General features: G+C 60.9%; 26 protein-coding genes and 1 tRNA gene. 10 read left to right on the top strand and 17 right to left on the bottom strand.

All coding sequences use genetic code 11. The annotated features are described in order from the left end of the window. The 8 genes from deoC to AC1DNK_RS00510 all read right to left on the bottom strand — a co-directional run bounded on the left by deoC (window position 1) and on the right by AC1DNK_RS00510 (window position 7,187). Window positions 1-774: a deoxyribose-phosphate aldolase gene (deoC, locus tag AC1DNK_RS00545; RefSeq protein WP_477938779.1), complete on the bottom strand. Its 774-nt coding sequence runs from the start codon at window positions 772-774 to the stop codon at window positions 1-3. Further along, window positions 767-1,576 (bottom strand): purine-nucleoside phosphorylase, encoded by an 810-nt coding sequence (locus AC1DNK_RS00540; RefSeq protein ID WP_477938778.1) that lies wholly within the window; start codon window positions 1,574-1,576, stop codon window positions 767-769. The genes deoC and AC1DNK_RS00540 overlap by 8 nt, the downstream gene beginning before the upstream one ends. Then, window positions 1,573-1,962: a cytidine deaminase gene (locus tag AC1DNK_RS00535; RefSeq protein WP_477938777.1), complete on the bottom strand. Its 390-nt coding sequence runs from the start codon at window positions 1,960-1,962 to the stop codon at window positions 1,573-1,575. Before AC1DNK_RS00535 ends, AC1DNK_RS00540 begins: the two co-directional genes overlap by 4 nt. A gap of 3 nt (window positions 1,963-1,965) precedes the next feature. Continuing rightward, entirely contained in the window at window positions 1,966-2,937 is a 972-nt protein-coding gene (locus AC1DNK_RS00530) for an ABC transporter permease (RefSeq protein WP_112539992.1), read from the bottom strand. Between the two features lie 9 nt (window positions 2,938-2,946). Then, entirely contained in the window at window positions 2,947-4,050 is a 1,104-nt protein-coding gene (locus tag AC1DNK_RS00525) for an ABC transporter permease (protein ID WP_112385082.1), read from the bottom strand. 7 nt (window positions 4,051-4,057) lie between these two features. After that, window positions 4,058-5,569, bottom strand: coding sequence for an ABC transporter ATP-binding protein (locus tag AC1DNK_RS00520; RefSeq protein ID WP_477938776.1), 1,512 nt, complete (start codon window positions 5,567-5,569; stop codon window positions 4,058-4,060). A 71-nt stretch (window positions 5,570-5,640) separates the two neighbouring features. Continuing rightward, window positions 5,641-6,633: a BMP family lipoprotein gene (locus AC1DNK_RS00515; RefSeq protein ID WP_310293566.1), complete on the bottom strand. Its 993-nt coding sequence runs from the start codon at window positions 6,631-6,633 to the stop codon at window positions 5,641-5,643. Between the two features lie 236 nt (window positions 6,634-6,869). Then, window positions 6,870-7,187, bottom strand: a complete 318-nt coding sequence (locus AC1DNK_RS00510) for a hypothetical protein (RefSeq protein WP_112385376.1) — start codon at window positions 7,185-7,187, stop codon at window positions 6,870-6,872. A 225-nt stretch (window positions 7,188-7,412) separates the two neighbouring features. Here AC1DNK_RS00510 and AC1DNK_RS00505 point away from each other — a divergent pair. After that, a tRNA-Ser gene (locus AC1DNK_RS00505) sits at window positions 7,413-7,502 on the top strand. 51 nt (window positions 7,503-7,553) lie between these two features. Next, window positions 7,554-8,363: a potassium channel family protein gene (locus AC1DNK_RS00500; RefSeq protein WP_477938775.1), complete on the top strand. Its 810-nt coding sequence runs from the start codon at window positions 7,554-7,556 to the stop codon at window positions 8,361-8,363. Window positions 8,364-8,371: 8 nt separating this feature from the next. On the opposite strand, the gene AC1DNK_RS00495 is transcribed toward AC1DNK_RS00500, so the two are convergent. Continuing rightward, complete coding sequence (locus AC1DNK_RS00495; protein WP_477938774.1) at window positions 8,372-9,613, bottom strand: DUF763 domain-containing protein; 1,242 nt, start codon at window positions 9,611-9,613, stop codon at window positions 8,372-8,374. 104 nt (window positions 9,614-9,717) lie between these two features. Further along, window positions 9,718-10,758 carry a glutamine synthetase beta-grasp domain-containing protein gene (locus AC1DNK_RS00490; RefSeq protein WP_477938772.1) on the bottom strand — a complete coding sequence of 347 codons (1,041 nt, stop codon included), beginning with the start codon at window positions 10,756-10,758 and terminating at the stop codon, window positions 9,718-9,720. A 392-nt stretch (window positions 10,759-11,150) separates the two neighbouring features. Here AC1DNK_RS00490 and AC1DNK_RS00485 point away from each other — a divergent pair, with 392 nt between their 5' ends. Next, the gene (locus AC1DNK_RS00485) at window positions 11,151-11,345 is read left to right on the top strand and encodes a DUF2735 domain-containing protein (protein ID WP_112514244.1); all 195 of its coding nucleotides are present in this window, start codon (window positions 11,151-11,153) and stop codon (window positions 11,343-11,345) included. On the opposite strand, the gene pncB is transcribed toward AC1DNK_RS00485, so the two are convergent. The 7 genes from pncB to AC1DNK_RS00450 form a co-directional block, all read right to left on the bottom strand. Then, the gene (gene pncB, locus AC1DNK_RS00480) at window positions 11,342-12,646 is read right to left on the bottom strand and encodes a nicotinate phosphoribosyltransferase (RefSeq protein WP_112385075.1); all 1,305 of its coding nucleotides are present in this window, start codon (window positions 12,644-12,646) and stop codon (window positions 11,342-11,344) included. The genes AC1DNK_RS00485 and pncB overlap by 4 nt on opposite strands. Window positions 12,647-12,812: 166 nt before the next feature. Continuing rightward, on the bottom strand, window positions 12,813-13,157 hold the full coding sequence (locus AC1DNK_RS00475; protein ID WP_477938771.1) for a hypothetical protein: 345 nt from the start codon (window positions 13,155-13,157) through the stop codon (window positions 12,813-12,815). Window positions 13,158-13,257: 100 nt separating this feature from the next. Continuing rightward, window positions 13,258-14,217, bottom strand: coding sequence for a 2-hydroxyacid dehydrogenase (locus AC1DNK_RS00470; protein WP_477938770.1), 960 nt, complete (start codon window positions 14,215-14,217; stop codon window positions 13,258-13,260). Between the two features lie 8 nt (window positions 14,218-14,225). After that, window positions 14,226-15,863, bottom strand: coding sequence for an ABC transporter ATP-binding protein (locus AC1DNK_RS00465; protein WP_477938769.1), 1,638 nt, complete (start codon window positions 15,861-15,863; stop codon window positions 14,226-14,228). After that, a complete protein-coding gene (locus AC1DNK_RS00460) occupies window positions 15,860-17,008 on the bottom strand; it encodes an ABC transporter permease (protein WP_477939826.1) in 1,149 nt (382 codons plus the stop codon). Before AC1DNK_RS00460 ends, AC1DNK_RS00465 begins: the two co-directional genes overlap by 4 nt. Further along, the gene (locus AC1DNK_RS00455; RefSeq protein WP_477938768.1) at window positions 17,008-18,096 is read right to left on the bottom strand and encodes a microcin C ABC transporter permease YejB; all 1,089 of its coding nucleotides are present in this window, start codon (window positions 18,094-18,096) and stop codon (window positions 17,008-17,010) included. The genes AC1DNK_RS00460 and AC1DNK_RS00455 overlap by 1 nt, the downstream gene beginning before the upstream one ends. Before the next feature lie 150 nt (window positions 18,097-18,246). Beyond that, a complete protein-coding gene (locus AC1DNK_RS00450; RefSeq protein WP_477938766.1) occupies window positions 18,247-20,082 on the bottom strand; it encodes an extracellular solute-binding protein in 1,836 nt (611 codons plus the stop codon). Between the two features lie 116 nt (window positions 20,083-20,198). On the opposite strand from AC1DNK_RS00450, the gene AC1DNK_RS00445 reads away from it, so the two are divergent. The 7 genes from AC1DNK_RS00445 (at window position 20,199) to AC1DNK_RS00415 (ending at window position 26,826) form a co-directional block, all read left to right on the top strand. Beyond that, window positions 20,199-20,771: a hydrolase gene (locus tag AC1DNK_RS00445; RefSeq protein WP_477939824.1), complete on the top strand. Its 573-nt coding sequence runs from the start codon at window positions 20,199-20,201 to the stop codon at window positions 20,769-20,771. A 108-nt stretch (window positions 20,772-20,879) separates the two neighbouring features. Beyond that, window positions 20,880-21,947 (top strand): penicillin-insensitive murein endopeptidase, encoded by a 1,068-nt coding sequence (mepA, locus tag AC1DNK_RS00440; protein ID WP_477938765.1) that lies wholly within the window; start codon window positions 20,880-20,882, stop codon window positions 21,945-21,947. Window positions 21,948-22,032: 85 nt separating this feature from the next. Then, entirely contained in the window at window positions 22,033-22,413 is a 381-nt protein-coding gene (locus AC1DNK_RS00435) for a methylglyoxal synthase (RefSeq protein WP_112385066.1), read from the top strand. A gap of 12 nt (window positions 22,414-22,425) precedes the next feature. After that, the gene (locus AC1DNK_RS00430) at window positions 22,426-23,451 is read left to right on the top strand and encodes a glucokinase (protein ID WP_477938763.1); all 1,026 of its coding nucleotides are present in this window, start codon (window positions 22,426-22,428) and stop codon (window positions 23,449-23,451) included. Window positions 23,452-23,544: 93 nt separating this feature from the next. Continuing rightward, on the top strand, window positions 23,545-25,326 hold the full coding sequence (locus AC1DNK_RS00425) for an ABC transporter ATP-binding protein (protein ID WP_112385064.1): 1,782 nt from the start codon (window positions 23,545-23,547) through the stop codon (window positions 25,324-25,326). 18 nt (window positions 25,327-25,344) lie between these two features. Then, window positions 25,345-26,169, top strand: coding sequence for a 4-hydroxy-tetrahydrodipicolinate reductase (dapB, locus tag AC1DNK_RS00420; protein ID WP_477938761.1), 825 nt, complete (start codon window positions 25,345-25,347; stop codon window positions 26,167-26,169). 21 nt (window positions 26,170-26,190) lie between these two features. Then, a complete protein-coding gene (locus tag AC1DNK_RS00415) occupies window positions 26,191-26,826 on the top strand; it encodes a 2,3-bisphosphoglycerate-dependent phosphoglycerate mutase (RefSeq protein ID WP_112514256.1) in 636 nt (211 codons plus the stop codon).

Raw genomic sequence — 26,826 nt, 5'->3', positions numbered from 1 at the left:
TCAGTAGCTCGAGGCCTTGGCGGGCGCCGGCTGCGTACCACCAAGCACCGCCAGGATATCGTCGAGAACGCCAGAAGCGCCGAACCGGAAGGTCGACGGCATCGGCCAGTCCGGCGTCATGATTGTTTCAGCCAGGCTCAGATAGAGTGCTGCGTCGGCGACAGAGCCAATGCCACCGGCAGGCTTGAAACCGACCTTCCGGCCGCTCTGGCGAATGGCGCGAAGCATGATATCGGCAGCCTCCAGGGTAGCGTTGACGGCGACCTTACCGGTCGATGTCTTGATGAAATCCGCTCCGGCCTCAATCGCCAGTTCGGAGGCACGGCGGATCAGTGCGGGATCCTTGATCTCGCCCGTCTCGAGGATCACCTTCAGCAGCGCGCTGTCGCATTCGGCACGGATCGCCGCGACCATATCGGTCACGGCTTCTTCGTTGCCGGCGAGGAACTTCTTATAAGGAATGACCAGATCGATCTCGTCGGCACCATCGGCGATCGCTTCGCGCGTTTCGGCCGCGACATCGGCAATTTCCATGTCGCCCGAGGGGAAATTGACGACCGTTGCGATCCTGACCTTGTGACCCTTACCGAGTACCGTGCGGGCACGCGCAACGAAACGCGGCCAGATGCAGATCGCAGCGCTATTGCCATAAGGCGTTTGCGCGCGTTCGCAGAGCGCATCGATCTGCGCTTCGGTGCAATCGTCCTTGAGGTTCGTCAGGTCGAGCAGGGAGAGCGCGACAGCCGCCGTCTCCTTGTGCGTATGATTAGTCATTGTTGCTTCCTCCACCCGCGACCATTTCCTTGAGGATGGCTGCGAGACGCGCGCCGCCAACGGGCGCCATGTCTTTCGTTTCGTCGTGGCTGAGTTCGGCACCGGTCATGCCAGCCCCATAATTGGTGATTACAGAAGCTGCCGCAACCCTGAGGCCCAACATTCGGGCGATGATCACTTCCGGCACGGTCGACATGCCGACGGCATCGGCGCCGAGAATGCGCGCCATGCGGATTTCCGCCGGCGTTTCGAAGCTCGGACCGGAGAACCACATATAGACGCCCTGCGACAGCGCGATGCCGAGCTTTTCGGCGGCCTTGCGCATCGAGATGGAGAGTTCCGCATCATAGGCATTGGTCATGCCGACGAAGCGGTGATCGCTCTCCTCGCCGATCAGCGGGTTGACGCCGGAATAGTTGATGTGGTCGGTGATCTGCATCACTGATCCCGGCGGCATGTCCTCACGCAGCGAACCGGCGGAATTGGTCAGAAACAGCGACTGGACGCGTAGGCCTTTCAGCACCTCGATCGGCAGCCGCATGGCATTGGCATCACCCTTCTCATAGAAGTGCACACGGCCGGACAGCATGATGACGGGGACGCCGCCGAGGCGGCCGGCAACAACCTCGCCCGCGTGACCAGACACAGCGCTCACCGGGAAGCCGGGCAGATCCTTGTAGGCAATGCGAACCGGGTTCTCCAGCTCACCGACGAGCGAACCGAGGCCGGAACCGAGAATGATCCCGTGCCGCGGCACGAGCCCGCCGAGCTTGCCGGCGAGCTGGTCGATCGCCGCGTTCATCCGAGTTCGGTCTCGAAGCTGAAGGGCAGGAGTTCGGCCATGGTCATGGTCTTCTTCACGCCGACTTCGTCACAGAGGTAGATCTTCGTGTCCTTGGAAGCGAATTCCGAGATCTTCTGGCGGCAGCCGCCGCAGGGCGGGCAGAGCGGCAGCTTCTCGGCGATGACGGCCATTTCGACGATCTTCTTGGCGCCGCCCATGATCATGGCACTGATTGCCGTCGGTTCGGCACACCAGCCCTGCGGGAAGGACAGGTTCTCGATGTTGGCGCCGGTATAGACCTTGCCGTCCTCGGCGCGGATTGCCGCGCCGACGGGGAATTTCGAATAGGGGGCGTGGGCGAAGGCCATGGCACCGCGTGCGGCTTCGAACAGATCGTGGGACATGGTTTAACGTTCCTTCGTGTAGGGCACGCCGCCGGCCTTCGGCGGGGTTGCGACGCCGATGAAACCGGCCAGCAGCACGCAGGTGAGGATATAGGGCAGTGCCTGGAAAATCTGCACCGGCACTTCGCCGATCAGCGGCACTTCCTTGCCCTGCATGAAGTTTGCGAGCGCATCAAGGAAGCCAAAGAGCAGGCAGGCGAACATGACGGGGACCGGCTTCCACTTGGCGAAGACAAGTGCTGCCAGGGCGATATAGCCCTTGCCGGCCGACATGTCCTTGATGAAGGCCGCCGACTGGGCGATGGCCAGATAGGTGCCGGAGAAGCCGCAGAGAATACCGGCGCACATCACGGCGCGGTAGCGCAGCCAGGTGACCGAAATGCCGGCGGTATCGACCGCACCCGGGTTTTCACCGACAGCACGCAGGCGAAGGCCGAAACGCGTGCGGTAGAGGATCCACCAGGACAGCGGCACGGCGACGAAGGCCAGATAGGTCAGGACGTTGTTGCCGGAGATCACATTGGCATAGAGCGGACCGATGACCGGTATTTCGCGCATCGCATCCGCGCCGGGCAGCGTGATCGGCGTGAAACGGGCGTCGCCCGCCAGCTGCGGCGTACGTCCGCCCTGCCCGAACCAGGCCTGACCGAGCACGATGGTGATGCCGGCGACGAAAAAGTTGATGGCGACGCCCGAGATGATCTGGTTGCCGCGATTGGTGATCGAGGCAAAGCCATGGACGAGGCTGAGGGCCACGGAGCAGAGCACGCCCGCGACGAGGCCGAGCCATGCCGAGTCCGTGATGTAGGCGACGCAGGCAGCGGCAAAGGCCGAGCCCAGCATTTTGCCTTCGAGGCCGATATCGAAGACGCCGGCGCGTTCAGAGAAAAGGCCGGCGAGTGCGGTGAAGATCAGCGGGATCGACAGGCGGATCGTCGAGCTGAGAACGCTGATGAAGATGTCATAATAATCCATCGTTCGCCCTCACTTGCCCTTGAACTGCTGATAGATGCGGACCAGCGCCGGGCGGAACATATATTCGAGCGCACCGGCAAACAGGATGACCAGACCCTGGATGACCAGGATCATCTCGCGGGTGATGTTCGGCATTTCGAAGGAGATCCAGTCGCCGCCCTGATAGAGGATGCCGAACAGGATTGCCGCCAGGATGATGCCAACAGGGTGGTTTCGCCCCATCAGCGATACGGCGATACCGACGAAGCCTGCGCCGCCGACGAACTCGACCTGCAGGCGCGCGGACGCACCCATCACCGGGTTCAGTGCCATCATGCCAGCCAGGGCACCGGAGAGCAGCATGGCGATCATCACTGTGCGGGCATAGGGGATACCGGCATAGGCGGCAGCGGTCGGGCTGACGCCGAGCGTGCGCATCTCGAAGCCGAGCTTTGTGCGCCAGATAAGCAGCCAGACCAGCCAGGCAACGACGAGCGCGATGACGAAGGAGACGTTGAACGGGGCAGCGCCGAGCTTGCCGCCGAACATTTCCATGACCCAACCGAGCTTCGGCAGCTGGCCACCATCGAGGAAAGTACGGGTTTCAGGCGCCATCTTGCCCGGCACGATCAGCACATGAACCAGCAGGTACACCATCAGCGCCGCGCCGATATAGTTGAACATGATGGTGGTGATGACGATGTGGCTGCCGCGCTTGGCCTGCAGATAGGCCGGAATGAAGGCCCATGCAGCACCGAAAATACCGGCGCCGATGACGGCGAGCGGCATCGTCACGTACCAGGGCACGTACTTATCGAGGGCGAGTGCCACCAGCGCACAGCCGAGACCGCCGAGATAGGCCTGTCCTTCGGAACCGATATTGAAGAGGCCCGCATGGATGGCGACGGCGACCGAGAGGCCGGTGAAGATGAAGCTCGTCGCGTAGAACAGCGTGAAGCCGATGCCTTCGCCGCTCCCGAGCGCGCCCTCGATCAGCAGCGACAGCGCGTCGAGCGGGCTCTCGCCGATCAGCCAGACAACGAAGCCGGAGATCAGGAAGGCGACGAGGAGATTCAGAATCGGGATCAGGCCATAATTGATCCATTTGGGCAGTGGGACTGAAGCAGTGCTCATAAAGGCCTCACGCGGCAATGCCGGCCATCATCAGGCCGAGGGTCTGTTCACCGGCATCGGGCGTCTTCTCACCGACGACATGGCCGGCAAACATGACAAGGATACGGTCTGAAAGAGAGCGGATTTCATCGAGCTCGACGGAGACGAGCAGGATCGCCTTGCCCGCGTCGCGCATCTCGATGATCCGGCGATGGATGAACTCGATGGCGCCGATATCGACGCCGCGGGTCGGCTGACCGATGATCAGGGCCGTCGGATCACGTTCGATTTCACGGGCAACGACGATCTTCTGCTGGTTGCCGCCGGAAAAATTCGCGGTCTTCAGCCGCGGGTTCGGCGGGCGAATGTCGTATTTTTCGATCTTCTCCATGGCGTCCTTGCGGATCGCATCGAGATCGAGAATCGGGCCTTTGCTGTAGGCCGGATTGCGGTGATAGCCGAGGACCGAGTTTTCGTATTCCTCGAACTTGAGAACCAGGCCCATATGATGGCGGTCTTCAGGAATATGGGCGAGACCGAGTTCGCGCAGACGCGCCGGATCTGCCTTTTCGATCGACTGGCCATCGAGCAGGATTTCTCCCGAGGCGGGCTTGCGGATACCGGCGATCGCTTCCAGCAGCTCCGACTGGCCGTTGCCGGCAACGCCGGCGATGCCGACGATCTCCCCGGCGCGGACGTCGAAGGAAACATTGTCGACCATGGTGACGCCGCGGTTGTCCTTCACCGTCAGGTTCTTGACCGACAGGATGACCTTGCCTGGATTGGCCTCGCCCTTCTGGACGCGCAGCAGGACACGGCGGCCGACCATCAGTTCGGCGAGCTCCTCGACCGTCGTTTCCGAGGTCTTGCGGGTCGCCACCATCTCGCCGCGGCGCATGACCGACACCGTATCGGTGATCGCCATGATCTCGCGCAGTTTGTGCGTGATAAGAATGACGGTCTTGCCCTGGTCGCGCAGCACCTTGAGAATGCGGAAGAGGTGATCGGCCTCGGCAGGCGTCAGAACGCCCGTCGGCTCGTCGAGGATCAGGATCTCGGCGCCGCGATACATCGCTTTCAGGATTTCGACGCGCTGCTGCAGGCCGACGGGAAGCTGCTCGATCAGCGCATCCGGATTGACCTCCAGGCCGTATTCCTTTTCCAGCCGCTTCAGCTCGGCGCGCGCAGCGGCAACGCCCCTGGCGAGCAGCGCTCCGCCTTCGGCGCCGAGCATGATGTTCTCGAGCACCGTGAAATTATCGACCAGCATGAAGTGCTGGTGCACCATGCCGATACCCGCCGCGATCGCCGTCTGGCTGTCGCGGATCGAAATCGGCGTGCCGTTGACGCGGATTTCACCGGCGTCGGCATGATAGAAACCGTAGATAATCGACATCAATGTCGACTTACCGGCACCGTTTTCGCCGATGATGCCATGGATAGACCCCTTGGCAACGGTAAGATTGATGTCCTTGTTCGCGTGGACGGCACCGAATTTCTTATCGATGCCCACGAGTTCGATTGCGGGCGTGTCTGTCACAGCAGGCTCCAAATAAGAAAAGGGCGTATGGCGGTAAAATCAACACGCCATACGCCCATCTCAATCGCGGATCACTTCGGGCAAGCGTTGTCCGTGGTGTAGTCGTGAACCTTGATGGTTCCTGCGATGATGTCAGCCTTTGCCTTGTCGACAGCAGCCTGCATTTCCGGGGTGATCAACGCCTTGTTGTTGTCGTCGATCGCAGCCGCAACGCCGTCTTCCTTGACGCCGAGAGCCTGAACGCCACCGGTAAACTTGTCAGCCTTGGTGTCGGCATAAGCGTTGTAGACAGCCAGGTCGACGCGCTTGACCATCGAGGTCAGGACGGAGCCCGGATGCAGGTAGTTCTGGTTGGAATCGACGCCGATCGACAGCTTCTTGTTGTCGGCAGCGGTCTGGAGAACGCCGAGACCGGTTGCGCCAGCTGCCGCGTAAACGACGTCAGCGCCCTGGTCGATCTGGTTCTTGGTGAGCTCGCCACCGCGAACCGGGTCGTTCCATGCAGCACCGGTGGTGCCGGTCATGTTCTGGAACACTTCGACGTCGGCCTTGACCGAGCGCGCGCCCTGCTCATAGCCGCATTCGAACTTGCGGATCAGCGGGATGTCCATGCCGCCAACGAAGCCGACCTTGCCGGTCTTCGATGCCAGGCCGGCGAGAACGCCAACGAGGAAGGAGCCTTCTTCTTCCTTGTAGACGACCGAGCGGACGTTCGGCTTGTCGACGACGGCGTCAACGATGATGAACTTCGTGTCCGGGAATTCTGCAGCGACCTTTTCTACGGCCGAGGTCCAGGCGAAGGAAACGGCGACAACCGGGTTGAAGCCGCGGCTTGCGAAGTTACGGATTGCCTGCTCGCCCTGCGTATCACCTGTTGGTTCGAAGTCGCGGTAAGCGATACCGGTTTCCTTCTTGAACTTCTCAGCGCCATTGTAGGCCGCTTCGTTGAAGGACTTGTCGAACTTTCCGCCGGTGCCGTAAACCAGAGCCGGCTTGACGTCGGCAGCGAGCGCCGTCGTGGACATCGCGGCCACGGCCAAAAGCGAAAGGAGGGTTTTTTTCATGAGTTGCAGCCCTGTTGTTGCTATTTGTTTGGGGTCCTCCCGCAAGCCTTCTTCGAGGCATGTCTGCGGAACCACCGGCCTCCCCCCGGAGACCTGGCTTCGCGCATCCTTGCATGGCTGAATGAAAATTTCACGAGAAATTTTTCGGGTGGTAAAAATTTGCCGGGGATGCCGAAAAACAGCTCAATCAGGCTGATTTCTGCGCAAAAGCCGCCAACAAACTGCTTTTTCGGTGATCAGGCCGTGAACCGGCCTGCAACCGGGGGCTTCTTATATCCGACCATCCAGAGCAGCAGCGCCAGCACCAGAAATACGCCGAAAGCGGGCTGCAACATCAGCCACTGGAAAATGAAGGTGTAGAAGCGCGGATGAACATAATAGGCGATCGACGATTGCAGCGCCACCAGCGAAGCGGGGCTGACATCCTGCCAGGCATCCCCCATGGGCGTCATCACCACAGCCGAGGCCGCGACCGACTGGATGGAATCGATGGTTCCCGCGATCACCGCAACGGCAAGCGCGACAAGACTACTCAAACGCAACAAGAAACGCATAAAACCCTCCGGCGCACTCATGCCGAAAACCCCGGCCAGCCACGCCATTTTCCACCCTCGGAGGCAGGATAAATCCGAGCCTTCTAAAGTGCAATGGATGACGCGAGCGGAGTTTTATCGGAAGAAGTCAAAAAACTGTTAGATTTAGGTTGATCCCCGAAAATTCATCGGTATATATCGCGCCGTTCCAACGATTTGTGTTTGACGATGCAGATCGAAATAGCAGGACAGGTGGCCGAGTGGTTTAAGGCGCACGCCTGGAACGCGTGTGTGCGTGAAAGCGTACCGTGGGTTCGAATCCCACCTTGTCCGCCATTTTCCTTTTCGTTTCCTCGACGTGTGCTTGAAGCAGGTGCTGCGCCGCATATGTTCCTGCGGATGAATGACGGGACGCTACCGCCTGAGACATCAGGGCTCACCAGCCTTCGCCAGAGACTGCGCGTGCTCTATCTGGGGCGCGAAAAGAAGGCGATCACGTTTCAGGCCGTCCTGGCTGTCGTCGATCTCGCAATTCTCGCCTTCTTCGTTCTAGGTCCCTATCTGCGCTCAGGCCCATCCTACCTGATCATCGACTATTCGATTGCCGTCTGGATCGGGCTCGAGCTTTGTGCGCGGGCGCTGATCGAACGCAATCTCGGCGACTGGTTGAAGAGGCCGATTACCTGGATCGACATATTCGTGCTGCTGACGCTGCTGTTACCGGAGTTGCTGTTCAACTTCGCCTTCCTACGGGCAATCCGCATCTGGACGATCGGCCAGAGCGCGCTTCTCAAAGTTCTGCTTCGTTATTGCGGTTTGAGGTATCTGGAAGATGTGATGCGGGCGTCGATCAACGTCGTCGTCTTTCTGTTTCTCGTCACGGGCTTTGTCTACACGTTCTTTTTCCGCGGCCTTCCCGGCATCACCGGCCTCGTCGACGCTCTTTATTTTACGGTTGCGACGGTAACGACAACGGGTTTCGGGGACATCACCCTGCCGGGAACACTCGGCAAGCTGACATCGATCGTGACGATGATTATCGGCATTTCGCTGTTCGTACGCCTGGCTCAGGCTGTCGTACGTCCGTTCAAAGTGACGTTCCCCTGCCCGCAATGCGGGTTGCAGCGGCATGATGCCGATGCAGTGCATTGCAAGGCCTGCGGACACATCCTGAACATTCCCGATGAAGGGGCATGAGAGGCAGATTACCTCTCCTCACCCTCCCAGCCGAACACACTGCGGCTGCCCCATTCCGGCGACTGCTTGAATTCTCCGGCAACGATCTCCTTGAGATCAGGCCCGGTCACGTAGCGCTCCAACTGGCGGGACTGGTCGTCAAGGCGCTTGAGGGCCTCAAGCTCTTCCTCGCGCCCGAGGCGGCCCTTGTGAACCGCCGATTTCATGACCTTGATCGTTTCGTCATAGACCTTCAGTGGCACCGGGAACGGATGCCGGTCCTTGCCGCCATGGGCGATCGAGAAGCGGGCGGGGTCTGAAAAGCGGTAGGGAGCTCCGTGCACCACTTCAGCGACCATAGCGAGCGCCTGGACGGTGCGGGCGCCGACGCCGGGAACGAGGAGAAGCTGCTCGAAATCTTCAGGGCCACGATCGGCGGCGGCAGCCAGATTGCCGTGCAGCCGCTTCATGTTGACGTCTTTCTCGCGGACATCGTGATGCGCCGGCATGATCAGGTGGGGCAAGAGCATCTGGTCGGGTAGCGGGGCGGGCTTTGCCGTGCCGCGCGCCAGCGCGGCGGCTTCGCGGACGATGCGGTCGGGGCCGAGCGTTGCGAGGAGATCGAGCTGTCCGGCACGCGAGCGTTCCGCCCGCTTGTCGGCGAGATTGACGATATTGCCCTGGCTGCGGCCCTCGATCGCCGCGTGCGGCGAGTTGACGAAGCTTTCCAGCCCCTCGGACAGCCAGTGGTAGCGGCGGGCCTGCCTGTTGTCGCCGTTCATCCCCTGCTGAACCACCACCCACTTGCCGTCGTCGGTGACGATGAAGCCGTGCAGATAGAGATCGAAACCATCCTGCAGGGCAGCGCTATCGACCTTCGCGACCAGGCGGCTTGTCTGCGCCAGCGAGATCCCGTCGATACCGACGCGATTGCCGATCGCGGCAAGCTCGTCCGGCGTGCGCCGCGATTGCGCGCCACGGCCGCCGCAGACATGCAGGCCGAGCTCACCGGAGAGCGGCGTCAGCCCACGCTTCAGCGCGCCGAGCACACTGGTGGTGATGCCCGACGAATGCCAGTCCATGCCCATGACGGCGCCGAAGGACTGGAACCAGAAAGGATGTGCGAGGCGGCGCAGGAATTCGTCGCGCCCGTAGTGATGCACGATCGCTTCGGTGATCACAGCACCGAGCTTGGTCATCCGGTCGCCCAACCATTTGGGAACCCTGCCGCCATGCAGGGGAAGATCGGCGCTGCCTGCTCTTTGAGCCATGGACGCAATTATAGCTGCGTCGCGCGGCCGAAGGAAACCGGTCCTTCAAAAAGAAAACGCCGGCTGCAAGCAGCCGGCGCCCTTGGGAGGAAAACCTCTTTGGATTATGCAGCAGCCGAAGCGTAGCTTTCGGTCGGCACTTCCGAAATCGTCTTCAGAACCTGGGAAGCGATCTGGTAAGGGCAGCCCTGCGAGTTCGGGCGGCGATCTTCCAGGTAGCCCTTGTAGTCGTTCTTGACGAAGGAGTGCGGCACGCGGATCGATGCGCCACGGTCAGCAACGCCGTAGGAGAACTTGTTCCACGGAGCAGTTTCGTGCTTGCCGGTCAGGCGCTTGTCGTTGTCCGGACCGTAAACGGCGATATGGGCTTCCAGGTTCTTTTCGAACTGACCCATCAGGGCCTCGAAATAGGCCTTGCCGCCGACTTCGCGCATGAACTTGGTCGAGAAATTGCAATGCATGCCCGAGCCGTTCCAGTCGGTGTCGCCGAGCGGCTTGCAGTGATATTCGATATCGATGCCGTACTGTTCAGTCAGGCGCTGCAGCAGGTAGCGAGCCATCCAGATCTGGTCGGCAGCGCGCTTGGAGCCCTTGCCGAAAATCTGGAATTCCCACTGGCCCTTGGCGACTTCAGCGTTGATGCCTTCATGGTTGATGCCGGCAGCAAGGCACTGGTCGAGATGCTCTTCGACGATTTCGCGAGCGACCGGGCCAACGTTGGACGAGCCGACGCCGCAGTAATACGGACCCTGCGGAGCCGGGTAGCCCTGTTCCGGGAAGCCGAGCGGACGGCCGTTTTCGTAGAAGAAATATTCCTGCTCGAAACCGAACCACGCATCTTCGTCGTCGAGAATGGTTGCGCGGCTGTTGGAAGGATGCGGGGTGACGCCGTCGGGCATCATGACTTCGCACATGACGAGGACGCCGCTGGTACGGGCCGGGTCAGGATAAATAGCGACCGGCTTCAGCACGCAATCCGAGCTGCGGCCTTCGGCCTGCATCGTCGAGGAGCCATCGAAGCCCCAGAGCGGAAGCTGTTCCAGGGTCGGAAATTCAGCAAATTCCTTGACCTGCGTCTTGCCGCGCAGATTCGGTACCGGAGTGTACCCATCGAGCCAGATGTACTCGAGCTTATACTTTGTCATTGGCCAGTCTCTCAAACGTGTGCGTGTCACAAATCCTGAGGGTGCGTTTCACCAGCGGATGCACAGTACCAAGCACGTGGCGTGCCAGTTTGGCGGACGCGCCTGAGGGTGCGTCAAAACGCGCAGGCAGGGCGACCGCGGCGCAAGGCGTTAACTTTCAATAAAAGCTTGGGGTTAGGCGGGAACCGGGCCGATAACGGCGCGTTTTTCTTTTGAAAGTGCAAACGCCTGAAAAAGATGCAGGAGCACCATCGTATTTCGCGCACTTTATCAATCGCTTACGAAGAGCACAGCAATTGGCCATATTTTGTGCAGTTTGCATAATTCATGTGCAATCTGCTATTGTGACGGTCCGACTAAACGACGAATGTCGATAAGGGAAGGCAAATAGGATGCCGACAAACGTTCATGGCGAAACCGCCAAGATCTACCAGTTTCCGGTGAAATTGCGCCGCGCCGGCGAACGCTTCGGCGCCCGCCAGCCGCTGGATATCGATCCGGATATTTGCGATGCCGCTTTTGACAGCTGGTATCATCAGGATGCGATCCGCGAGGACGAAGAGAACAACCGCAAGCCGCAGGCTTAAACGAAGACCGCCTGATCAACGCGATCTTCGCTGCCGAAGATTTTGAGATACCGCTCAACCTCGCCCGGTTCACCGGTGGCTTTTTGAGGATTGTCGGAAAGCTTGACGGCCGGACGGCCATTCGCGTCGCTGACCTTGCAGACGATCGAGATCGGATCGAGGCCGGACATATCGATGGGCGCGCAGCCAACGAAATCGTTGGTGAGGTTCGTCCCCCAACCGAAGCTCATGCGAACACGGCCCTCGAAATGCTTGTAGGTGTCGATAATCGCATCGACATCCATGCCATCCGAAAAAATCAGAAGCTTCTGGCGCGGATCGCGGCCCATCTTCTTCCACCATTCGATGATCTTCTCGCCGCCTTCGACCGGCGGTGCGCTGTCCGGGCGGAAACCCGTCCAGTCGGCAACCCATTCCGGCGCATCACGCAGGAAAGCGGCAGTGCCGAAGGCATCCGGCAGAACAATCAGAAGATTGCCGCCATAGAGCCGGTTCCAATCGCGCAGAACCTTGTAGGGCGCCTTGCGCAGGTCGTCGTCGGTCTCCGCGAGGGCGGCGGCGACCATCGGCAGCTCATGAGCATTCGTACCGACGGCTTCGAGGTCGGAGTCCATGGCAAGCAGCACGTTGCTGGTGCCCGTGAAAGCCGGGCCGATGCCTTCCTTCAGCGCTTCAACGCACCAGCGCTGCCACAGGAAGCTGTGACGGCGGCGCGTGCCGAAGTCCGAGATGCGCAAGCCGGGCAACTCCTTCAGGCGCTCGACCTTCGACCACATCCGCGCCTTGGCGCGAGCATAGAGAACATCCAGAGTAAACGGTCCGAGCGCCTTCATCGCCGAGCGCGACCGCAGCTCGTTGATGATGGCGAGCGCCGGTATTTCCCACATCGTGGTTTCCTTCCACGAGCCGTGGAAATCCAGGACGTACTGGCCGTCTTTCTTCGACAGTTCATATTCCGGCAGCTGGAAATGCGAGAACCAGGCGAGGAATTCAGGCTCGAAGATCTGGGCGCGGCCATAGAAGCTGTTACCGGCGAGCCAGATCATCTCCTTCTTGGAGAGGCGCAGCGTGCGTGCGTGATCCAGCTGCTCGCGCAGTTCGCCCTCGTCGATCTCTTCGGCGAGATGCACGCGTTTGGTGCGGTTGATCAGCGTGAAGGTCGCATTCACATCCGGATAGAGCTTCCAGATCATCTGCAGCATCAGAAGCTTGTAGAAGTCCGTGTCAATGAGACTGCGGACAATGGGGTCCAGCTTCCAGGCGTGGTTATAAACCCGTCTTGCGATATCGGTCTTGGCCATGCTCCACCCCATACCAATCCGGTCGGGGGCCACCGCTGCGGCCGGCACACGACGACCGGCTCGTGCGCCTTCTTATCGAAAAATCAGCGGCCAAAGTCCAGTGCAAATACAAAGCCCTGCCGTCCGGGACGGCAGGGCTTGCGATGACCGCCAGACCCATGCACGGTTATTGCGCGGAAGGTGTTGCCGGTGCGTTGGGCTGCGCGCTACCCGCAGGGGGCGTTTCCGTCGGCACCGCGGTGCCGTTCTGCAGCGAAGGCGACGCCGGCGCTGCCGGCTGTTCCGATTGCATCTGCTGGCCGGGCTGCTGCGGAGCGACCTCGCTCGCCTCACGCCCGCCCCAGATCTCCACTGGAATCCAGACGATGAACGCGAGCACCAGAGCGACGATCAGAACCGTCAGGACACGGCGGCCGGTCCGGCCCTGTTTGGCCTTGACCGGAGAAATCTGTTCTTCCTCGTGCAGCTTGCCATCCGATTTTTCCCAACGGGTTTCCATCTGATGCGCCATTCCTGTCTCCTTCCGGTAAGCGGACAGCCGGAATGCGGCCTGCCGAAAGCTTCCGGTGAGAACAACGAAGAGAAACGGCGAATGTTCCCGGCCGGGCCGGTCAGTATCCCGCGCCGCGATTGACGAGGAACTGCAGCGGCTCGCCCTTTTCGAAGCGGGCGATCTGCTGCTCGACATGCCGGAAGAGCGCGTTTTCTTCGGAGATCGCCGCGTCGTGCGGCGTGATGAAGACGCTGTCGAGACCCCAGAGCGGATCGTCAGCCGGCAGCGGCTCGACTTCGAAAACATCAAGCGAGGCGCCGCCGAGTATGCCGCCTTCGATGGCCGCGACGATATCGCTCTGGATCTGGCTCTTGCCGCGCCCGGCATTGATGAAAACAGGTTTGCCGAGCGCGCCGCCCTGGCGCAGCTTCCTGAACAGGCCGGCGTTATAGAAACCCGTCGTTTCGGGCGTCAGCGGCAGAAGGCCGACGAGAATATCGGTCTTCGACAGAAAGACATCGAGTTCGGCTGCATCGAATGTCTCGACGCCGTCGAGGTCTTTTCTGGTGCGCGACCAGCCGATGACGTCGAAACCCATGACCTTGAGCTTGCGGACGGCATCCTGGCCGAGCACGCCGAGGCCCATCACGCCGACGGTGATTTCGGCAGCTTCTGGCGGCGCCATCTTGCCCCAGACGCGATCACGCTGATGCTGGTCGTGTCCCCGCTGATCGCGCAGATGCATGAGGCACTGCATCACGACCCATTCGCTCATCCGCACCGTCAGGCTGCGATCGACGAAGCGGACGATCGGCACGTCGGGCAGACCGGGAAGCGTCATGATGCTGTCGACGCCGGCACCACCGGAAAAAATGATCTTCAGGTTTGGCGCCCGCTCGAAAAGGTCAGCATCCGGCTTCCAGAGCAGCGCGTATTCGCAGGCGCTGAGATCCCTGCCCTTGCTCGTGGGATCGGCTAGGCTGATGCTGCCGCGATCCGCAAAGGCGGTTTTCAGGATGCGGGCGATGCCTTCAGGATTGAATTTGAGATCGACGAGAACGGGCGGTCTTGCGGACATGGTCTTCTTTACTGCTGAACGGCAGGCGTCGGCACTGCCTCGATGTTGAATGCGGCGGCCATCAGCGCCTTGGTGTAATCGTCCTTCGGTGCCTGGAATATCTCGGCAGACGGCCCCTGCTCCACCACCTTGCCGAAGCGCATGACGATGACGTCGTTGGCGAGCGCTTTGACGACCTTCAGGTCGTGGCTGATGAAGAGATAGGCAAGGTCATGCTTTTTCTGCAGATCGCGCAGCAGATCGACCACCTGGGCCTGGACGCTCATATCGAGCGCCGATGTCGGCTCGTCGAGCATGACGAAGCGCGGCTTCAGCACCATGGCGCGGGCAATGGCGATGCGCTGGCGCTGACCACCGGAGAATTCATGCGGGTATCGCCAGCGGGTCAGCGGATCGAGGCCGACCTCTTCCAGCGCCCAGCAGACGCGCTGGTCGCGATCTTCGTGCGAGAGCGAGCGCTCGTGCACCTTCAGTCCTTCGGCGATGATATCGCCGACCGACATGCGAGGGCTGAGCGAGCCATAGGGATCCTGGAAGACCACCTGCAGCTGATTGCGCAGCGGCCGCATCTGCGTGAACGAATAGCTTGCTATATCCTTGCCGACGAAGCTGATGCGGCCCTTGGACGAGATCAGCCGCGTCAGCGCCAGGCCGAGCGTGGTCTTGCCCGAACCGGATTCGCCGACGACGCCGAGCGTCTGGCCAGCCCGCAGCGACAGATCGATGCCGTCGACCGCCTTGACGTGGTCGACCACGCTGCGCATCAGGCCGGCCTTGATCGGGAACCAGACGCGGATATCCGAGCCTTCCATGACGACGGGCTTCGTCAGATCGGCCAGTGGCGGCTCGCCGCGCGGCTCGGAGGCCAGAAGGTGGCGGGTATATTCGTGCTGCGGCCGGGTGAAGACTTCCTCGACCGTACCCGTCTCGACGATCTTACCCTTGGTCATGACGCAGACGCGGTCGGCGAACTTGCGGACGATGCCGAGGTCATGGGTGATGAACAGCATGGACATGCCATGCTCGCCCTTCAGCTTGCGCAGCAGTTCGAGGATCTGTGCCTGCACCGTGACGTCGAGCGCCGTCGTCGGCTCGTCGGCGATCAGCAGTTCCGGCCGGTTGGCGAGCGCCATGGCGATCATCACGCGCTGGCGCTGGCCGCCCGACAGCTCATGCGGATAGGCCTTGAGGCGTTTTTCCGGCTCACGGATACCGACCTGGTTCAGGAGTTCCAGCACGCGCTTGCGCGCTGCGGCACCGGTCACGCCCTGATGCAGGTCGAGGATTTCGGCAATCTGTTTTTCAATGTTGTGGAGCGGATTGAGCGAGGTCATCGGCTCCTGAAAGATCATCGTGATGTCGTTGCCGCGCACTTGGCGCAGCTCCTTGTCCGATGCCTTCAGCAGGTCCCTGCCCTTGAACAGAATCTGCCCCGTCGGGTGGCTTGCCGTCGGATAGGGAAGCAACCGCAGGACGGAGTTGGCCGAGACCGATTTACCGGAGCCAGATTCACCGACCAGCGCCACGACTTCGCCCTTGCGGATATCGAAGGAAATGCGATCCACAGCCAGCGATGTTTCGCCACCCTGATGAAAGGCAACCGAGAGATCGCGGACCGAGAGGAGGGTTTCGGGGCTCTCGCTCATTGGAACGTCTTCCTTGGGTCGAAGGCATCGCGGACCGCCTCGCCGATGAAGATCAGCAGCGAGAGCATGATCGACATGGCGAAGAAGGCGGTGAGCCCCAGCCATGGCGCCTGCAGGTTGGACTTGCCCTGGGCGATCATCTCACCCAGCGACGGCGAGCCGGGCGGCATGCCGAAGCCGAGGAAGTCCAGCGAGGTCAGCGTGGTGATCGAGCCCGACAGGATGAAGGGCAGGAAGGTCAGGGTCGCGACCATGGCGTTTGGCAGCATGTGGCGCCACATGATGGTGCGGTTGTTGACGCCAAGCGCGCGGGCTGCACGCACATACTCGAAGTTTCGCGCCCGCAGGAATTCGGCACGGACGACGCCGACGAAGCCGACCCAGGAGAACAGCAACATGATGCCGAGCAGCACGAAGAAGCCGGGCGGCAGGATCGCGGCGATGATCAACAGGATGTAGAGCACCGGCATCGACGACCATATCTCGATGAAGCGCTGCAGCAGCAGGTCGGTCCAGCCGCCGAAATAGCCCTGCACTGCGCCGGCGGTGACGCCGACGACGGCCGAGCAGATGGTCAGTGCCAGGCCGAAGAGCACAGAGATGCGGAAGCCGTAGATCACGCGAGCCAGCACGTCGCGCGCCTGATCGTCCGTGCCCAGCCAGTTGAGATTGCCATAGTTGCAGTTCGGGTCGTTGACGCCCTGCGGATAACCGGCGCAGCGTTCCTCGGCGCCCATCAGCCAGAAGGGGCCGGTCGGGGCGGAATGCGGGATGTTCGAATTGACCGAGCGGTAGGAATAGCGGATCGGCGGCCAGATCATCCAGCCATTGGCATTGATCTCATCGGTGATGACATCCGAGCGGTAATCGGTCTCGGCGAGGAAGCCGCCGAACTTCTCTTCCGGATAATCGACGACGACAGGAAAGAGAATCTCGCCCTTGTAGGAGGCGATGATCGGCTTGTCGTTGGCGATGAATTCGGCAAACAGGCTGAGGATGAACAGCACCATGAACAGCCACAGGGACCAGTAGCCGCGGCCATTGGCGCGGAAATTCCGCCAGCGGCGGATATTGGTCGGCGACAGCAGCCCCTTGCGTGGCGGCTTGACGGGCGTGGCGGTGGCGGGATTGGCGGCGGTATCCATCACACATCCCTCCGCTCGAAATCGATGCGCGGGTCGATCCAGGTATAGATCAGATCCGATATCAGGCCGACGAAGAGGCCAAGCAACGAGAAGATGTAGAGCGTTGCAAAGACGATCGGGTAGTCGCGGTTGACCACCGAGAGGTAGCCAAGACGGCCGAGGCCATCGAGCGAGAAGATATTCTCGATCAGCAGCGAGCCGGTGAAGAAGGCCGAGATGAAGGCGCCGGGAAAGCCGGCGATGACGATCAGCATGGCATTGCGGAACACATGCCCGTAGAGAACCTGGCGCTCATTGAGCCCCTTGGCACGGGCGGTCGTGACATACTGCTTCTTGATCTCCTCGATGAACGAATTCTTGGTCAGCAGCGTCGTCGTCGCGAAGGCGGCCAGCGACAGCGAGATCAGCGGCAGCGCCAGATGCCAGAAGTAATCGAGCGGCTTCTGCCACCAGGCGAGCTGATCGAAATTGTCGGAAACCAGGCCACGGAGCGGGAACCAGTCGTAGAAGGATCCGCCGGCAAAGAGCACGATCAACAAGATGCCGAAGAGGAAGCTCGGCACTGCATAGCCGACGATGATGACGCCAGACGTCCAGACGTCGAAGGTCGATCCGTCCTTGACCGCCTTGCGGATGCCGAGCGGGATGGAGATCGTGTAGGAGAAGATCATGATCCAGACGCCGAGCGAGATCGACACCGGCAGCTTGTCCTTGATCAGATCGAGAACCAACGTGTTGCGGAAGAAGCTTTCGCCGAAATCGAAGCGGATATAATTCCACATCATCTCGCCGAAGCGGGTCAGCGGCGGCTTGTCGAAACCGAATTGCTTTTCGAGCTTGGCGATCAACTCCGGATCAAGGCCCTGGGCGCCGCGATATCGCGATCCCTCGTCACCACCCTGCCCCAGAAGATCACCGCCACCGCCGGAAAGACGCTGGTCGGCGCTGTCGGCCTGGCCGGTGAGCTGCGCGATCACCTGCTCGACCGGGCCGCCCGGCGCAAACTGGATGACGGTGAAGGAGATCGCCATGATGCCGATGATCGTCGGTATCATCAGAAGCAGGCGGCGAAGGATATAGGCTCCCATCAGCGCGCGGCCTTCCAGGTCTTGAATTTCGCCGGGATGCGCATCCTGTCAGAAGTCGTCAATCGCTGGGCCTTTCACCGGTTAGCCCGGCTTTTCATGGTGATTCGAATGGACCATTTGGACCTTAGCGGCCCAGCCAATGCAAGTCCGCTATTTCGCGTCCTTCGACCACCAGACATCGGGGAAGCCGATGGAATATTCCGGCAGCTCCGCCGGGTGAGCGATCTTGTCCCAATAGGCGAGACGGGAGTTGTTGCTGTAGAAGAGCGGCACGACGTAGTGATTGGCGAGCAGCACCCGGTCCATCGCCTTGATCGCCGCCACCTGCTCGTCGCGATTGGGGGCGAAAATGATCATCTTGATCAGCGTGTCGATCGCCGGATTGGTGATACCGGCATAATTGCGTGAGCCCTGCTGCGCGGCGGCCTGGGAACCCCAATAGTCCATCTGCTCATTGCCCGGATTCATCGTCTCGCCCCAGATCGACCAGATCATGTCGTAGTCGAAGCTCCGGACGCGGTTCGTATATTGCGAGGCATCGACCGTGCGCAGACGGGCGTCGATGCCGATCTTCTTGAGATTGTTGGCGAAGGGCATGACCGAACGTTCGAAAGACGAGTTCGAGAGCAGGATCTCGAAGCTCATCGGCTGGCCGGTCTTGCTGTTGACCATCTTGTTGCCCTTCAGCTCGTAACCGGCTTCCTTGAACAGCCCGATCGCCGTCTTGAGGTTGTCGCGCAGCTTCTGCGGATCGCCTGCAACAGGGTTCGTGTAAGGCGTGGTGAACACCTCCGGCGGCACCTGATCCTTCAGACCCTGCAGGATTTCAAGCTCGCGCCCCTGCGGCAGCGCCGAAGATGCAAGGTCAGTTCCCCAGAAGTAGCTGTCGATCCGCTTGAAGGCGCCATAGGCCAAGTTCTTGTTCAAATCCTCGAAGTCGAAAGCGTAATTGAGCGCCTCGCGGACGCGCGGATCCTTGAACTGGTCGCGGCGCGTATTGGGGGTCAGCGCCTGCATGATGCCGACGGAACGCAGAGCGTTCGGCACTTCCTCCCGGATGACACGCCCATCCTTGACGGCCGGAAAATCATAGGCGGTCGCCCAGCGGCTTGCCTGGTTTTCTTGGCGGTAATCCACGTTGCCCGCCCGGAATGCCTCGAACTCGACGTCACGGTCTCCGAAGAACGTATAGGTGATGTTGCGGAAATTGTTCTGACCGACATTGACGTTGACGTCCTTGCCCCAATAGTCGTCGCGCAATTCATAGCGCACTGTGGAACCGGCGGTGAAGGCGGCGATCTTATAGGGTCCGGAGCCCATGGGCGTCTCAAGCGTCGTCTTGGTTATGTCGCGCGGCTTGCCGTCAGCACCCGTCCCTTCCCACCAGTGCTTCGGCAGGATCGACAACTGGCCAAGGATATTCGGGAGCTCCTTGTTGCCCTTCTCGTCAAACGAGAAAGTCACATCGCGTTCGCCGGTCTTCTCGGCCTTCGTGACGTGCTTGTAGTAATTCGAGAGGAGTGGATTGAGCTCCTTTGCCTTGTCCAGGCTGAAGATGACATCATCAGGCGTTACCGGTTGACCGTCGGCCCATTTTGCTTCCGCACGCAGCCTGAATGTCGCGCTGGAGAAATCGGCGGGGTAGGAAATGCCTTCCGCCAGCAAGCCATAGCTGGCGAGCAACTCATCGTCGGCCGATTTCGTCAGCGTCTCGAACACCAGCGGCGAACCGTCCGCCAGTTCGCCCTTGGAAAGCAGCGGATTGAAGGTGTCGAAGGTACCTGTCGTCGACAGATTGAGCGTGCCGCCCTTCGGCGCATCCGGGTTAACATAGTCGAAGCGCTTGAAGCCCGGCTTGTATTTGAGTTCGCCGATAGTCGACGTTCCGATCTGGAAGTTCTGCTCCTGGGCTTTAACGGGCAAGGCCAGCGCGCTCAGTGCCACGAGAGCAACAACCAGACTTTTCTTCGACCCCACAAACGCCATTCGCCAACCCCTATTGTTTCGGTTCGGGCGAGAATAAGGAAAATGGCGGCGAAAAACAGGAGAGAGTTTGGTTTTTGCCGATCTCGCGAAATTTTGACCTGCCGTTCGGAGCCCCCATGTCCCTTTATGATCCCAAGACCACCGCACTTATCTCTATCGACCTGCAGGCCTTTATCACCAGCCGGCCGGTTGCTCCTCACAGTGCTCAGCACGTCATTGAAAACACCACGGCGATTGCCAGACAGCTGAAATCAAAAGGCGGCACCGTCATACTCGTCACCGTCGGGTTCTCTGCGGACTATGCCGACGCCGTCAATCAGCTGGCCGACGAACCGGCGAGCTTCCCAAAAGGCGGACTGCCCGCCGCCGCACTCGAAGCGCCGCCGGAGATTGCGGCACTGACTGTCGATGCCCATGTCGTCAAGCGTCAATGGAGCGCGTTCTACGGCACCGATCTCGATCTTCAGCTTCGCCGCCGCGGCATCAGGACCGTCATCCTCGCGGGGATCGCAACCAATTTCGGCGTCGAGTCGACCACTCGCGATGCCTATGCACATAACTACGCGGTCATTGCCGCCGAAGACGCGATGACGAGCTTCACCGCGGAGATGCACGGATTTTCGTGTGAAAAAATCCTGCCGCGGCTGTCGCGCGTCAGAAAGACCGCCGATATCCTCGCCAATCTCTAAGCAGAAGCGGCCCGCCTTCGCGCGAAGCGCGATGAAAACATCGATTCACCAGAATTGCTTTTCACGGTAAATTCAACTGCAAATCACCTGGCAATTTCGGGAACCCGCATGACGCTCCGCCTCGCTTCGTCCAAGATTTTCGGCAAACTCGCCTTGGCGGGCGCATTGAGCGCCGGCCTCATATCGGCTGACGCCGGTGCCCAACAGAAGCAACCGAGCCCAGGGAGTGCAAAAGCGATCTTCGGGTCGGTTTCGCTTCCCTCTCAGGGGCCGGCGCAGCCGATTGGGTTTTATGCCAAGGGCTGCATGTCGGGCGCCGTTGCGCTTCCGGCCGACGGCCCGACCTGGCAGGCCATGCGGCTGTCGCGCAACCGGCGCTGGGGCAATCCCGCGATGATCGCGCTTCTAGAGCGGCTCTCCCGCGATGCGCAGCAACAGGCAGGCTGGCCGGGTCTGCTTGTCGGCGATATCGCGCAGCCGCGCGGCGGACCGATGTTCAATGGGCACGCCTCTCATCAGGTCGGCCTCGATGCAGATATCTGGCTCACCCCGATGCCATCGCAGCGCATGAGCGCGCAGCAGCGTGAAGATCTGCCGTTCACGACGATGCTGCAGAAGGGCAAGTTCCTGACCGTCGATCCGAAGATCTGGACGCAGTCGCACGCCGAACTTCTGATGCTCGCCGCCAGCTATCCGCAGGTCGAGCGGATTTTCGTCAATCCGGCGATCAAGAAGAAGATGTGCGACACCTGGACCGGCGACCGCGCCAATCTCGGCAAGCTGCGCCCGGAATATGGCCACGACTCGCATTTCCATATCCGTATCAAGTGCCCGCCGGGCGCCACCGCCTGCAAGCCGCAGGCGCCTGTTGCAGCCGGAGACGGCTGCGACAAGTCGCTCGCCTGGTGGTTTACCAAGGAACCCTGGGCAAAACCCGCACCGCCGAAGCCCGGCACGCCGCCGCCGAAGCCGCCGCGTGAAGGCTTGGTTTCCGATCTACCGAAGGCCTGTGCGGCCGTGCTCGATACACCTTCCGTAGCCTCGGTGGCGGCAGCGACCTATGGCGGCCCTTCGGCGGCAAGCGCGCTGACGGCGACTCCAGCTGCGGCGCCTGCCGTTTCGGATCAGGGTCTGCCGCCCACCGTTCCGGTTCCCGCCGACAAGCCGATGCAATGATCGCAGCGCAGGCTTGTGTTTCAAATCGCACGCTTGGTATAGAAACGGCCAAATCGATTGAAACCCGTGATGGAGGTCCTTCTTGATGGCCGGCGGCAAATGCCTCGCATTGATTGCGCATGACCAGAAGAAAGACGACATGGCGGAATTTGCCCGCCGCAACCGCGACCTTCTCGCAAAATGGAAGATCGTCGCGACGGGCACCACCGGCGGCCGCGTTCTCGATGCCGTCCCCGATCTCGACGTGACGCGCCTGAAGAGCGGCCCGCTCGGCGGCGACCAGCAGATCGGCGCGCTGATATCGACGGGCGAGATCGGTGCGCTGATCTTCTTCGTCGATCCGCTGACGCCGATGCCGCATGATGTCGATGTGAAAGCGCTGATGCGGCTTGCGATTGTCTACGATATTCCGATGGCGCTGAACGAAGCGACCGCCGATAAACTCATTCCGACCCTTAAAGCTTGAGCGGAAAAGGCCATGTCCATGCTTGATGCCAGCGATGCCCAGATGCCCTTCCCGATCCTGATCGGCGACATTGGCGGTACCAATGCCCGCTTCTCGATCCTCGCCGACGCATCGGCCGAAGCGATCAACTTTCCGAATGTCCGGACGGCCGATTTCGAGACGATCGACGACGCTATCAAGGCAGGCGTTTTTGCAAAGACGGACCTTCGGCCGCGTTCGGCCATTCTTGCCGTTGCCGGTCCTATCAATGGCGACGAGATTCCGCTGACCAACTGTGACTGGGTCGTGCGGCCGCATACGATGATATCGGGCCTCGGCATCGAGGATGTTCTCGTCGTCAACGACTTCGAGGCACAGGCGCTGGCAATTTCGGCGCTCGCGCCGGATGAACGCGAACAGATCGGTCCCGCCTCGGGCGACCTGATCGCTTCACGTGCCGTTCTCGGGCCGGGTACGGGTCTTGGCGTTGGCGGCCTGGTTCATGCGCGCGGCTCGTGGATCCCGGTTCCTGGCGAAGGCGGCCATGTCGATCTCGGTCCGCGCTCGGAGCGCGACCTGCAGATCTTCCCCTATATCGAGCAGATCGAAGGGCGCGTTTCGGCAGAGCAGATTCTTTGCGGCCGCGGGATTGTGCATCTCTATCGCGCCATCTGCATTGCCGATGGTATCGAGCCGAAATATAGCGATCCGGCCGATGTGACGTCGCACGCACTTGCCGCAACCGATCCCGTTGCCGCCGAAACCATTTCGCTGTTTTCGACCTATCTCGGCCGGCTCGCCGGCGATATCGCGATGCTTTTCATGGCGAAAGGCGGCGTCTATCTCTCCGGCGGTATTTCGCAGAAGATCCTGCCGGCGCTCCGCAAACCGGAATTCCGCGCCGCCTTCGAGGACAAAGCGCCGCACTCGCACTGGCTGCGCGACATCCCGACTTTCGTCGTCACGCACCCGCTGGCGGCACTGGCCGGACTTTCCTTCTACGCCCGTGCACCGGAGACCTTCGGCGTTTCGACGGATGGGCGGCGCTGGCGGAGCTAGCGCCAGTCTAGCCAAGCCGCTGGCAAATCTTTATAGAGCCCCGCGAGTGCGCGGGCTTGCCACGCACACGATCTGAAACGGGAAGCGCAATTTTTGGAATCGCCCGCAAACAAGAGCGTGAATAGCGATACGGTCGCAAGCGTACTGAAGCGCATCATCGCCGAGAACGGCCGTGAGCACGTCATGGGCTACGTCTTCGCGATCGTCTGCCTGATCATCGTCGCGCTCTCGACGGCCTATACGGCCTGGATCATGCGCGCGATCATCGACGAGGCTTTTGCCAACAGGCGGGCCGACATCGTGTGGGTCATCTGTCTGTCAATCTTCATCGCCTTCGTGGCGCGTGGTTTCGCCAGTTATGGCCAGGCGGTGGCGTTGTCGAAGGTTGGCAATAATATCGTCGCGCGTTACCAGCGACGGATCTATGCGCACCTGATGACGCTGTCAGTCGGTTACTACAACGACACACGCTCGGCGCAGATCGCCGCCCAGGTCAGCCAGAATGTCAGCGGTATCCGCGATGTAATGAACCTGACAATCACCTCGACGGCACGCGACCTGCTCTCCTTCGTCTCGCTGGTCGCGGTCATGGTCTATCAGGATCCGATCCTGAGCGTCATCATTTTCGTGATGGCGCCGCCGTTGCTTCTAGGACTTCGCTATCTTTCCAAGCGCCTTCGGGATGTCACAAAGGAATCGATCCACCTGAACAGCCGTGCTTTCGGGGCAATGCAGGAATCGATCCAGGGCATTGCGATCGTCAAGGCGTTCACCATGGAACGCGAGCTTGAAAAACGGGTCAATCAGATCATCGGCGTCGCTGAGCAGCGCGCCAACAAGATCGCCCGCCTCTCCGAACGCAATGCGCCGATGACCGAGAGCTTTGCGGGTCTGGCCGTGGCCGGTGTCCTGGCCTACGCCGCTTACCGCTCGATCTATTACAACGTCCCGCCTGGCGCGTTCTTCTCGTTTATCACCGCGTTGCTGCTTGCCTACGATCCGCTGCGCCGCCTTGCCAAGCTTCAGGTGCAGATGGAGCGCGCGGCCGTCAACGCGCGGATGATCTATGAATTGCTCGACATGGAGCCGCGGCAGCGCGATCTGCCGGATGCGAAGCCGCTGACGGCGACAGAAGCCCGCATCGAATTCCGCAATGTTTCCTTTGCCTATGGCAACGACCCTGTGCTGAGCGATGTGAGCTTTGTCGCAGAAGGCGGAAAGACCACGGCTCTTGTGGGGCCGTCCGGCGCCGGCAAGTCGACGATTATCAATCTGATCCCGCGCTTCTACGATCCGAAGAGCGGTGAGATCATCGTCGATGGGCAGGACATCGCCCATGTGACCAAGCAGTCGCTGCGTGAGCAGCTCGCTTATGTCTCGCAGCAGCCTTACCTGTTCGAGGGCTCGATCCGCGACAATATCCGTTATGGCCGTCCGGATGCGACGGATGCGGAGATCGAGGAAGCGGCGCGCCTTGCCTATGCCCACGACTTCATCATGGCGCAGCCCGACGGCTACGACACAGCGGTCGGCGAGAATGGCGTTACGCTTTCCGGTGGTCAGCGGCAGCGCCTTTCGATCGCGCGTGCGCTGGTGCGCAATGCACCGATCCTGCTTCTCGACGAGGCGACTTCAGCGCTCGATACGGAATCGGAAGCTGCCGTGCAAAAGGCGCTCGATGAAGCAATGACCGGACGAACCGTCGTCGTCATCGCTCACCGGCTATCGACCGTGGTGCGCGCCGACAAGATCGTCGTCATGCAGCAGGGCCGTGTCGTCGAGGAAGGCAATCACGAGACGCTTGCGAAGCTCGAAGACGGACTTTACGCTCGCCTGAACAATCTCCAGAGGCCTGCGGCCTCGAATTCCATTTGATGCGGGAATGCGACTGATATGAGCGGCGCTGCTATGAAACTGGTTGTGGTTGGGGCAGCGGGGCGCATGGGCCAGACGCTGATCCGGCTGATCGATTCCATTGACGGCGTCACGTTGCATGCGGCCATCGAACGCGCCGGCTCGCCCTTCGTCGGGCGCGACGCGGGCGAACTTGCCGGACTTGGGCCGAACGGCGTGATCATCGGTGATGATCCGCTTTCCGCCTTCCTGCATGCCGAGGGCGTGCTCGATTTCACCTCGCCGAACGCGAGCGTCGAATTTGCTGGACTGGCCGCGCAGGCGCGCATCGTCCATGTGGTCGGCACGACGGGATGCTCGGATGCCGACGATGCCAAGATCCAGGCGGCCGGGCGCCATGCGCGCATCGTCAAGTCGGGCAATATGAGCCTCGGCGTCAATCTTCTCAGTGTTTTCATCGAACAGGCAGCGCGGGCGCTTTCGCCGGAAGACTGGGATATCGAAGTTCTCGAAATGCATCACAAGCGCAAGGTCGATGCGCCCTCCGGCACCGCGCTGTTGCTCGGCGAAGCCGCTGCAAAGGGCCGCGCTGTCGACCTGAAGACCCAGTCTGTCCGCGTTCGTGACGGTCATACCGGCGCCCGCGAAGCGGGTACAATCGGCTTTGCGACGTTGCGCGGCGGGTCCGTGATCGGTGAACATTCGGTTCTCTTTGCCGGCGAAGGCGAGATCGTCTCGATGTCGCATAGCGCGGCGGACCGTTCGATCTTCGGCCGCGGGGCCATCAAGGCAGCGCTCTGGGCGCGCGACAAGAAGCCGGGTTTCTATTCCATGCTCGATGTTCTCGGGCTCTCTTCACAATAATCCCCACGGAGGCAGACTTTTATGAGCGGCACACTCGTTCTCGTTCGGCATGGCCAGAGCGACTGGAACCTGAAGAACCTCTTCACCGGCTGGAAGGACCCCGATCTGACCGAACTCGGCATTCAGGAAGCCACGACCGGCGGCCAGGCACTCGCCGACTACGGCATCAAGTTCGACGTTGCCTACACGTCTGCGCTCACCCGTGCGCAGCACACGCTGAAGCTCATCCTCGACAAGGTCGGCCAGCCCGGCCTGCAGACGATCAAGGATCAGGCTCTCAACGAGCGTGACTACGGCGATCTTTCCGGCCTCAACAAGGACGATGCCCGCGCCAAGTGGGGCGAGGAGCAGGTTCATATCTGGCGCCGCTCCTACGACGTCCCGCCTCCGGGCGGCGAAAGCCTGCGCGACACGGGCGCCCGCGTCTGGCCTTACTACCTGACGGAAATCCTGCCGCGCGTTCTTCGTGGCGAGAAGGTTCTCGTTGCGGCTCACGGCAACTCGCTGCGTTCGCTGGTCATGGTGCTCGACCACCTGACCCGTGAGCAGGTTCTGGATCTCAATCTCGCGACCGGCGTTCCGATGGTCTACAAGCTGAAGGCCGATTCCAGCGTCGCTTCCAAGGAAGTGCTGGGCGACATGTCCGCCGCACACTGA

Source organism: Rhizobium sp. 01N424 (genome assembly GCF_056399485.1).
The sequence above is the reverse complement of the archived record's forward strand: the minus strand, read 5'-3'. Positions and strand labels throughout refer to the sequence as shown.

Bases quoted from the DNA above. Each gene is read 5' to 3' on its own strand.
- AC1DNK_RS00450 (WP_477938766.1), bottom strand. From the start codon at position 20,082: ATGGCGTTTGTGGGGTCGAAGAAAAGTCTGGTTGTTGCTCTCGTGGCA.
- AC1DNK_RS00510 (WP_112385376.1), bottom strand. From the start codon at position 7,187: ATGCGTTTCTTGTTGCGTTTGAGTAGTCTTGTCGCGCTTGCCGTTGCG.
- AC1DNK_RS00495 (WP_477938774.1), bottom strand. From the start codon at position 9,613: ATGGCTCAAAGAGCAGGCAGCGCCGATCTTCCCCTGCATGGCGGCAGG.
- AC1DNK_RS00530 (WP_112539992.1), bottom strand. From the start codon at position 2,937: ATGGATTATTATGACATCTTCATCAGCGTTCTCAGCTCGACGATCCGC.
- AC1DNK_RS00540 (WP_477938778.1), bottom strand. From the start codon at position 1,576: ATGAACGCGGCGATCGACCAGCTCGCCGGCAAGCTCGGCGGGCTCGTG.
- AC1DNK_RS00470 (WP_477938770.1), bottom strand. From the start codon at position 14,217: ATGTCCGCAAGACCGCCCGTTCTCGTCGATCTCAAATTCAATCCTGAA.
- AC1DNK_RS00485 (WP_112514244.1), top strand. From the start codon at position 11,151: ATGCCGACAAACGTTCATGGCGAAACCGCCAAGATCTACCAGTTTCCG.
- AC1DNK_RS00465 (WP_477938769.1), bottom strand. From the start codon at position 15,863: ATGAGCGAGAGCCCCGAAACCCTCCTCTCGGTCCGCGATCTCTCGGTT.
- AC1DNK_RS00455 (WP_477938768.1), bottom strand. From the start codon at position 18,096: ATGGGAGCCTATATCCTTCGCCGCCTGCTTCTGATGATACCGACGATC.
- AC1DNK_RS00500 (WP_477938775.1), top strand. From the start codon at position 7,554: ATGTTCCTGCGGATGAATGACGGGACGCTACCGCCTGAGACATCAGGG.
- dapB (WP_477938761.1), top strand. From the start codon at position 25,345: ATGAGCGGCGCTGCTATGAAACTGGTTGTGGTTGGGGCAGCGGGGCGC.
- AC1DNK_RS00490 (WP_477938772.1), bottom strand. From the start codon at position 10,758: ATGACAAAGTATAAGCTCGAGTACATCTGGCTCGATGGGTACACTCCG.
- AC1DNK_RS00525 (WP_112385082.1), bottom strand. From the start codon at position 4,050: ATGAGCACTGCTTCAGTCCCACTGCCCAAATGGATCAATTATGGCCTG.
- AC1DNK_RS00435 (WP_112385066.1), top strand. From the start codon at position 22,033: ATGGCCGGCGGCAAATGCCTCGCATTGATTGCGCATGACCAGAAGAAA.
- AC1DNK_RS00515 (WP_310293566.1), bottom strand. From the start codon at position 6,633: ATGAAAAAAACCCTCCTTTCGCTTTTGGCCGTGGCCGCGATGTCCACG.
- AC1DNK_RS00430 (WP_477938763.1), top strand. From the start codon at position 22,426: ATGTCCATGCTTGATGCCAGCGATGCCCAGATGCCCTTCCCGATCCTG.
- pncB (WP_112385075.1), bottom strand. From the start codon at position 12,646: ATGGCCAAGACCGATATCGCAAGACGGGTTTATAACCACGCCTGGAAG.
- AC1DNK_RS00460 (WP_477939826.1), bottom strand. From the start codon at position 17,008: ATGGATACCGCCGCCAATCCCGCCACCGCCACGCCCGTCAAGCCGCCA.
- AC1DNK_RS00415 (WP_112514256.1), top strand. From the start codon at position 26,191: ATGAGCGGCACACTCGTTCTCGTTCGGCATGGCCAGAGCGACTGGAAC.
- AC1DNK_RS00445 (WP_477939824.1), top strand. From the start codon at position 20,199: ATGTCCCTTTATGATCCCAAGACCACCGCACTTATCTCTATCGACCTG.
- AC1DNK_RS00475 (WP_477938771.1), bottom strand. From the start codon at position 13,157: ATGGCGCATCAGATGGAAACCCGTTGGGAAAAATCGGATGGCAAGCTG.
- deoC (WP_477938779.1), bottom strand. From the start codon at position 774: ATGACTAATCATACGCACAAGGAGACGGCGGCTGTCGCGCTCTCCCTG.
- mepA (WP_477938765.1), top strand. From the start codon at position 20,880: ATGACGCTCCGCCTCGCTTCGTCCAAGATTTTCGGCAAACTCGCCTTG.
- AC1DNK_RS00535 (WP_477938777.1), bottom strand. From the start codon at position 1,962: ATGTCCCACGATCTGTTCGAAGCCGCACGCGGTGCCATGGCCTTCGCC.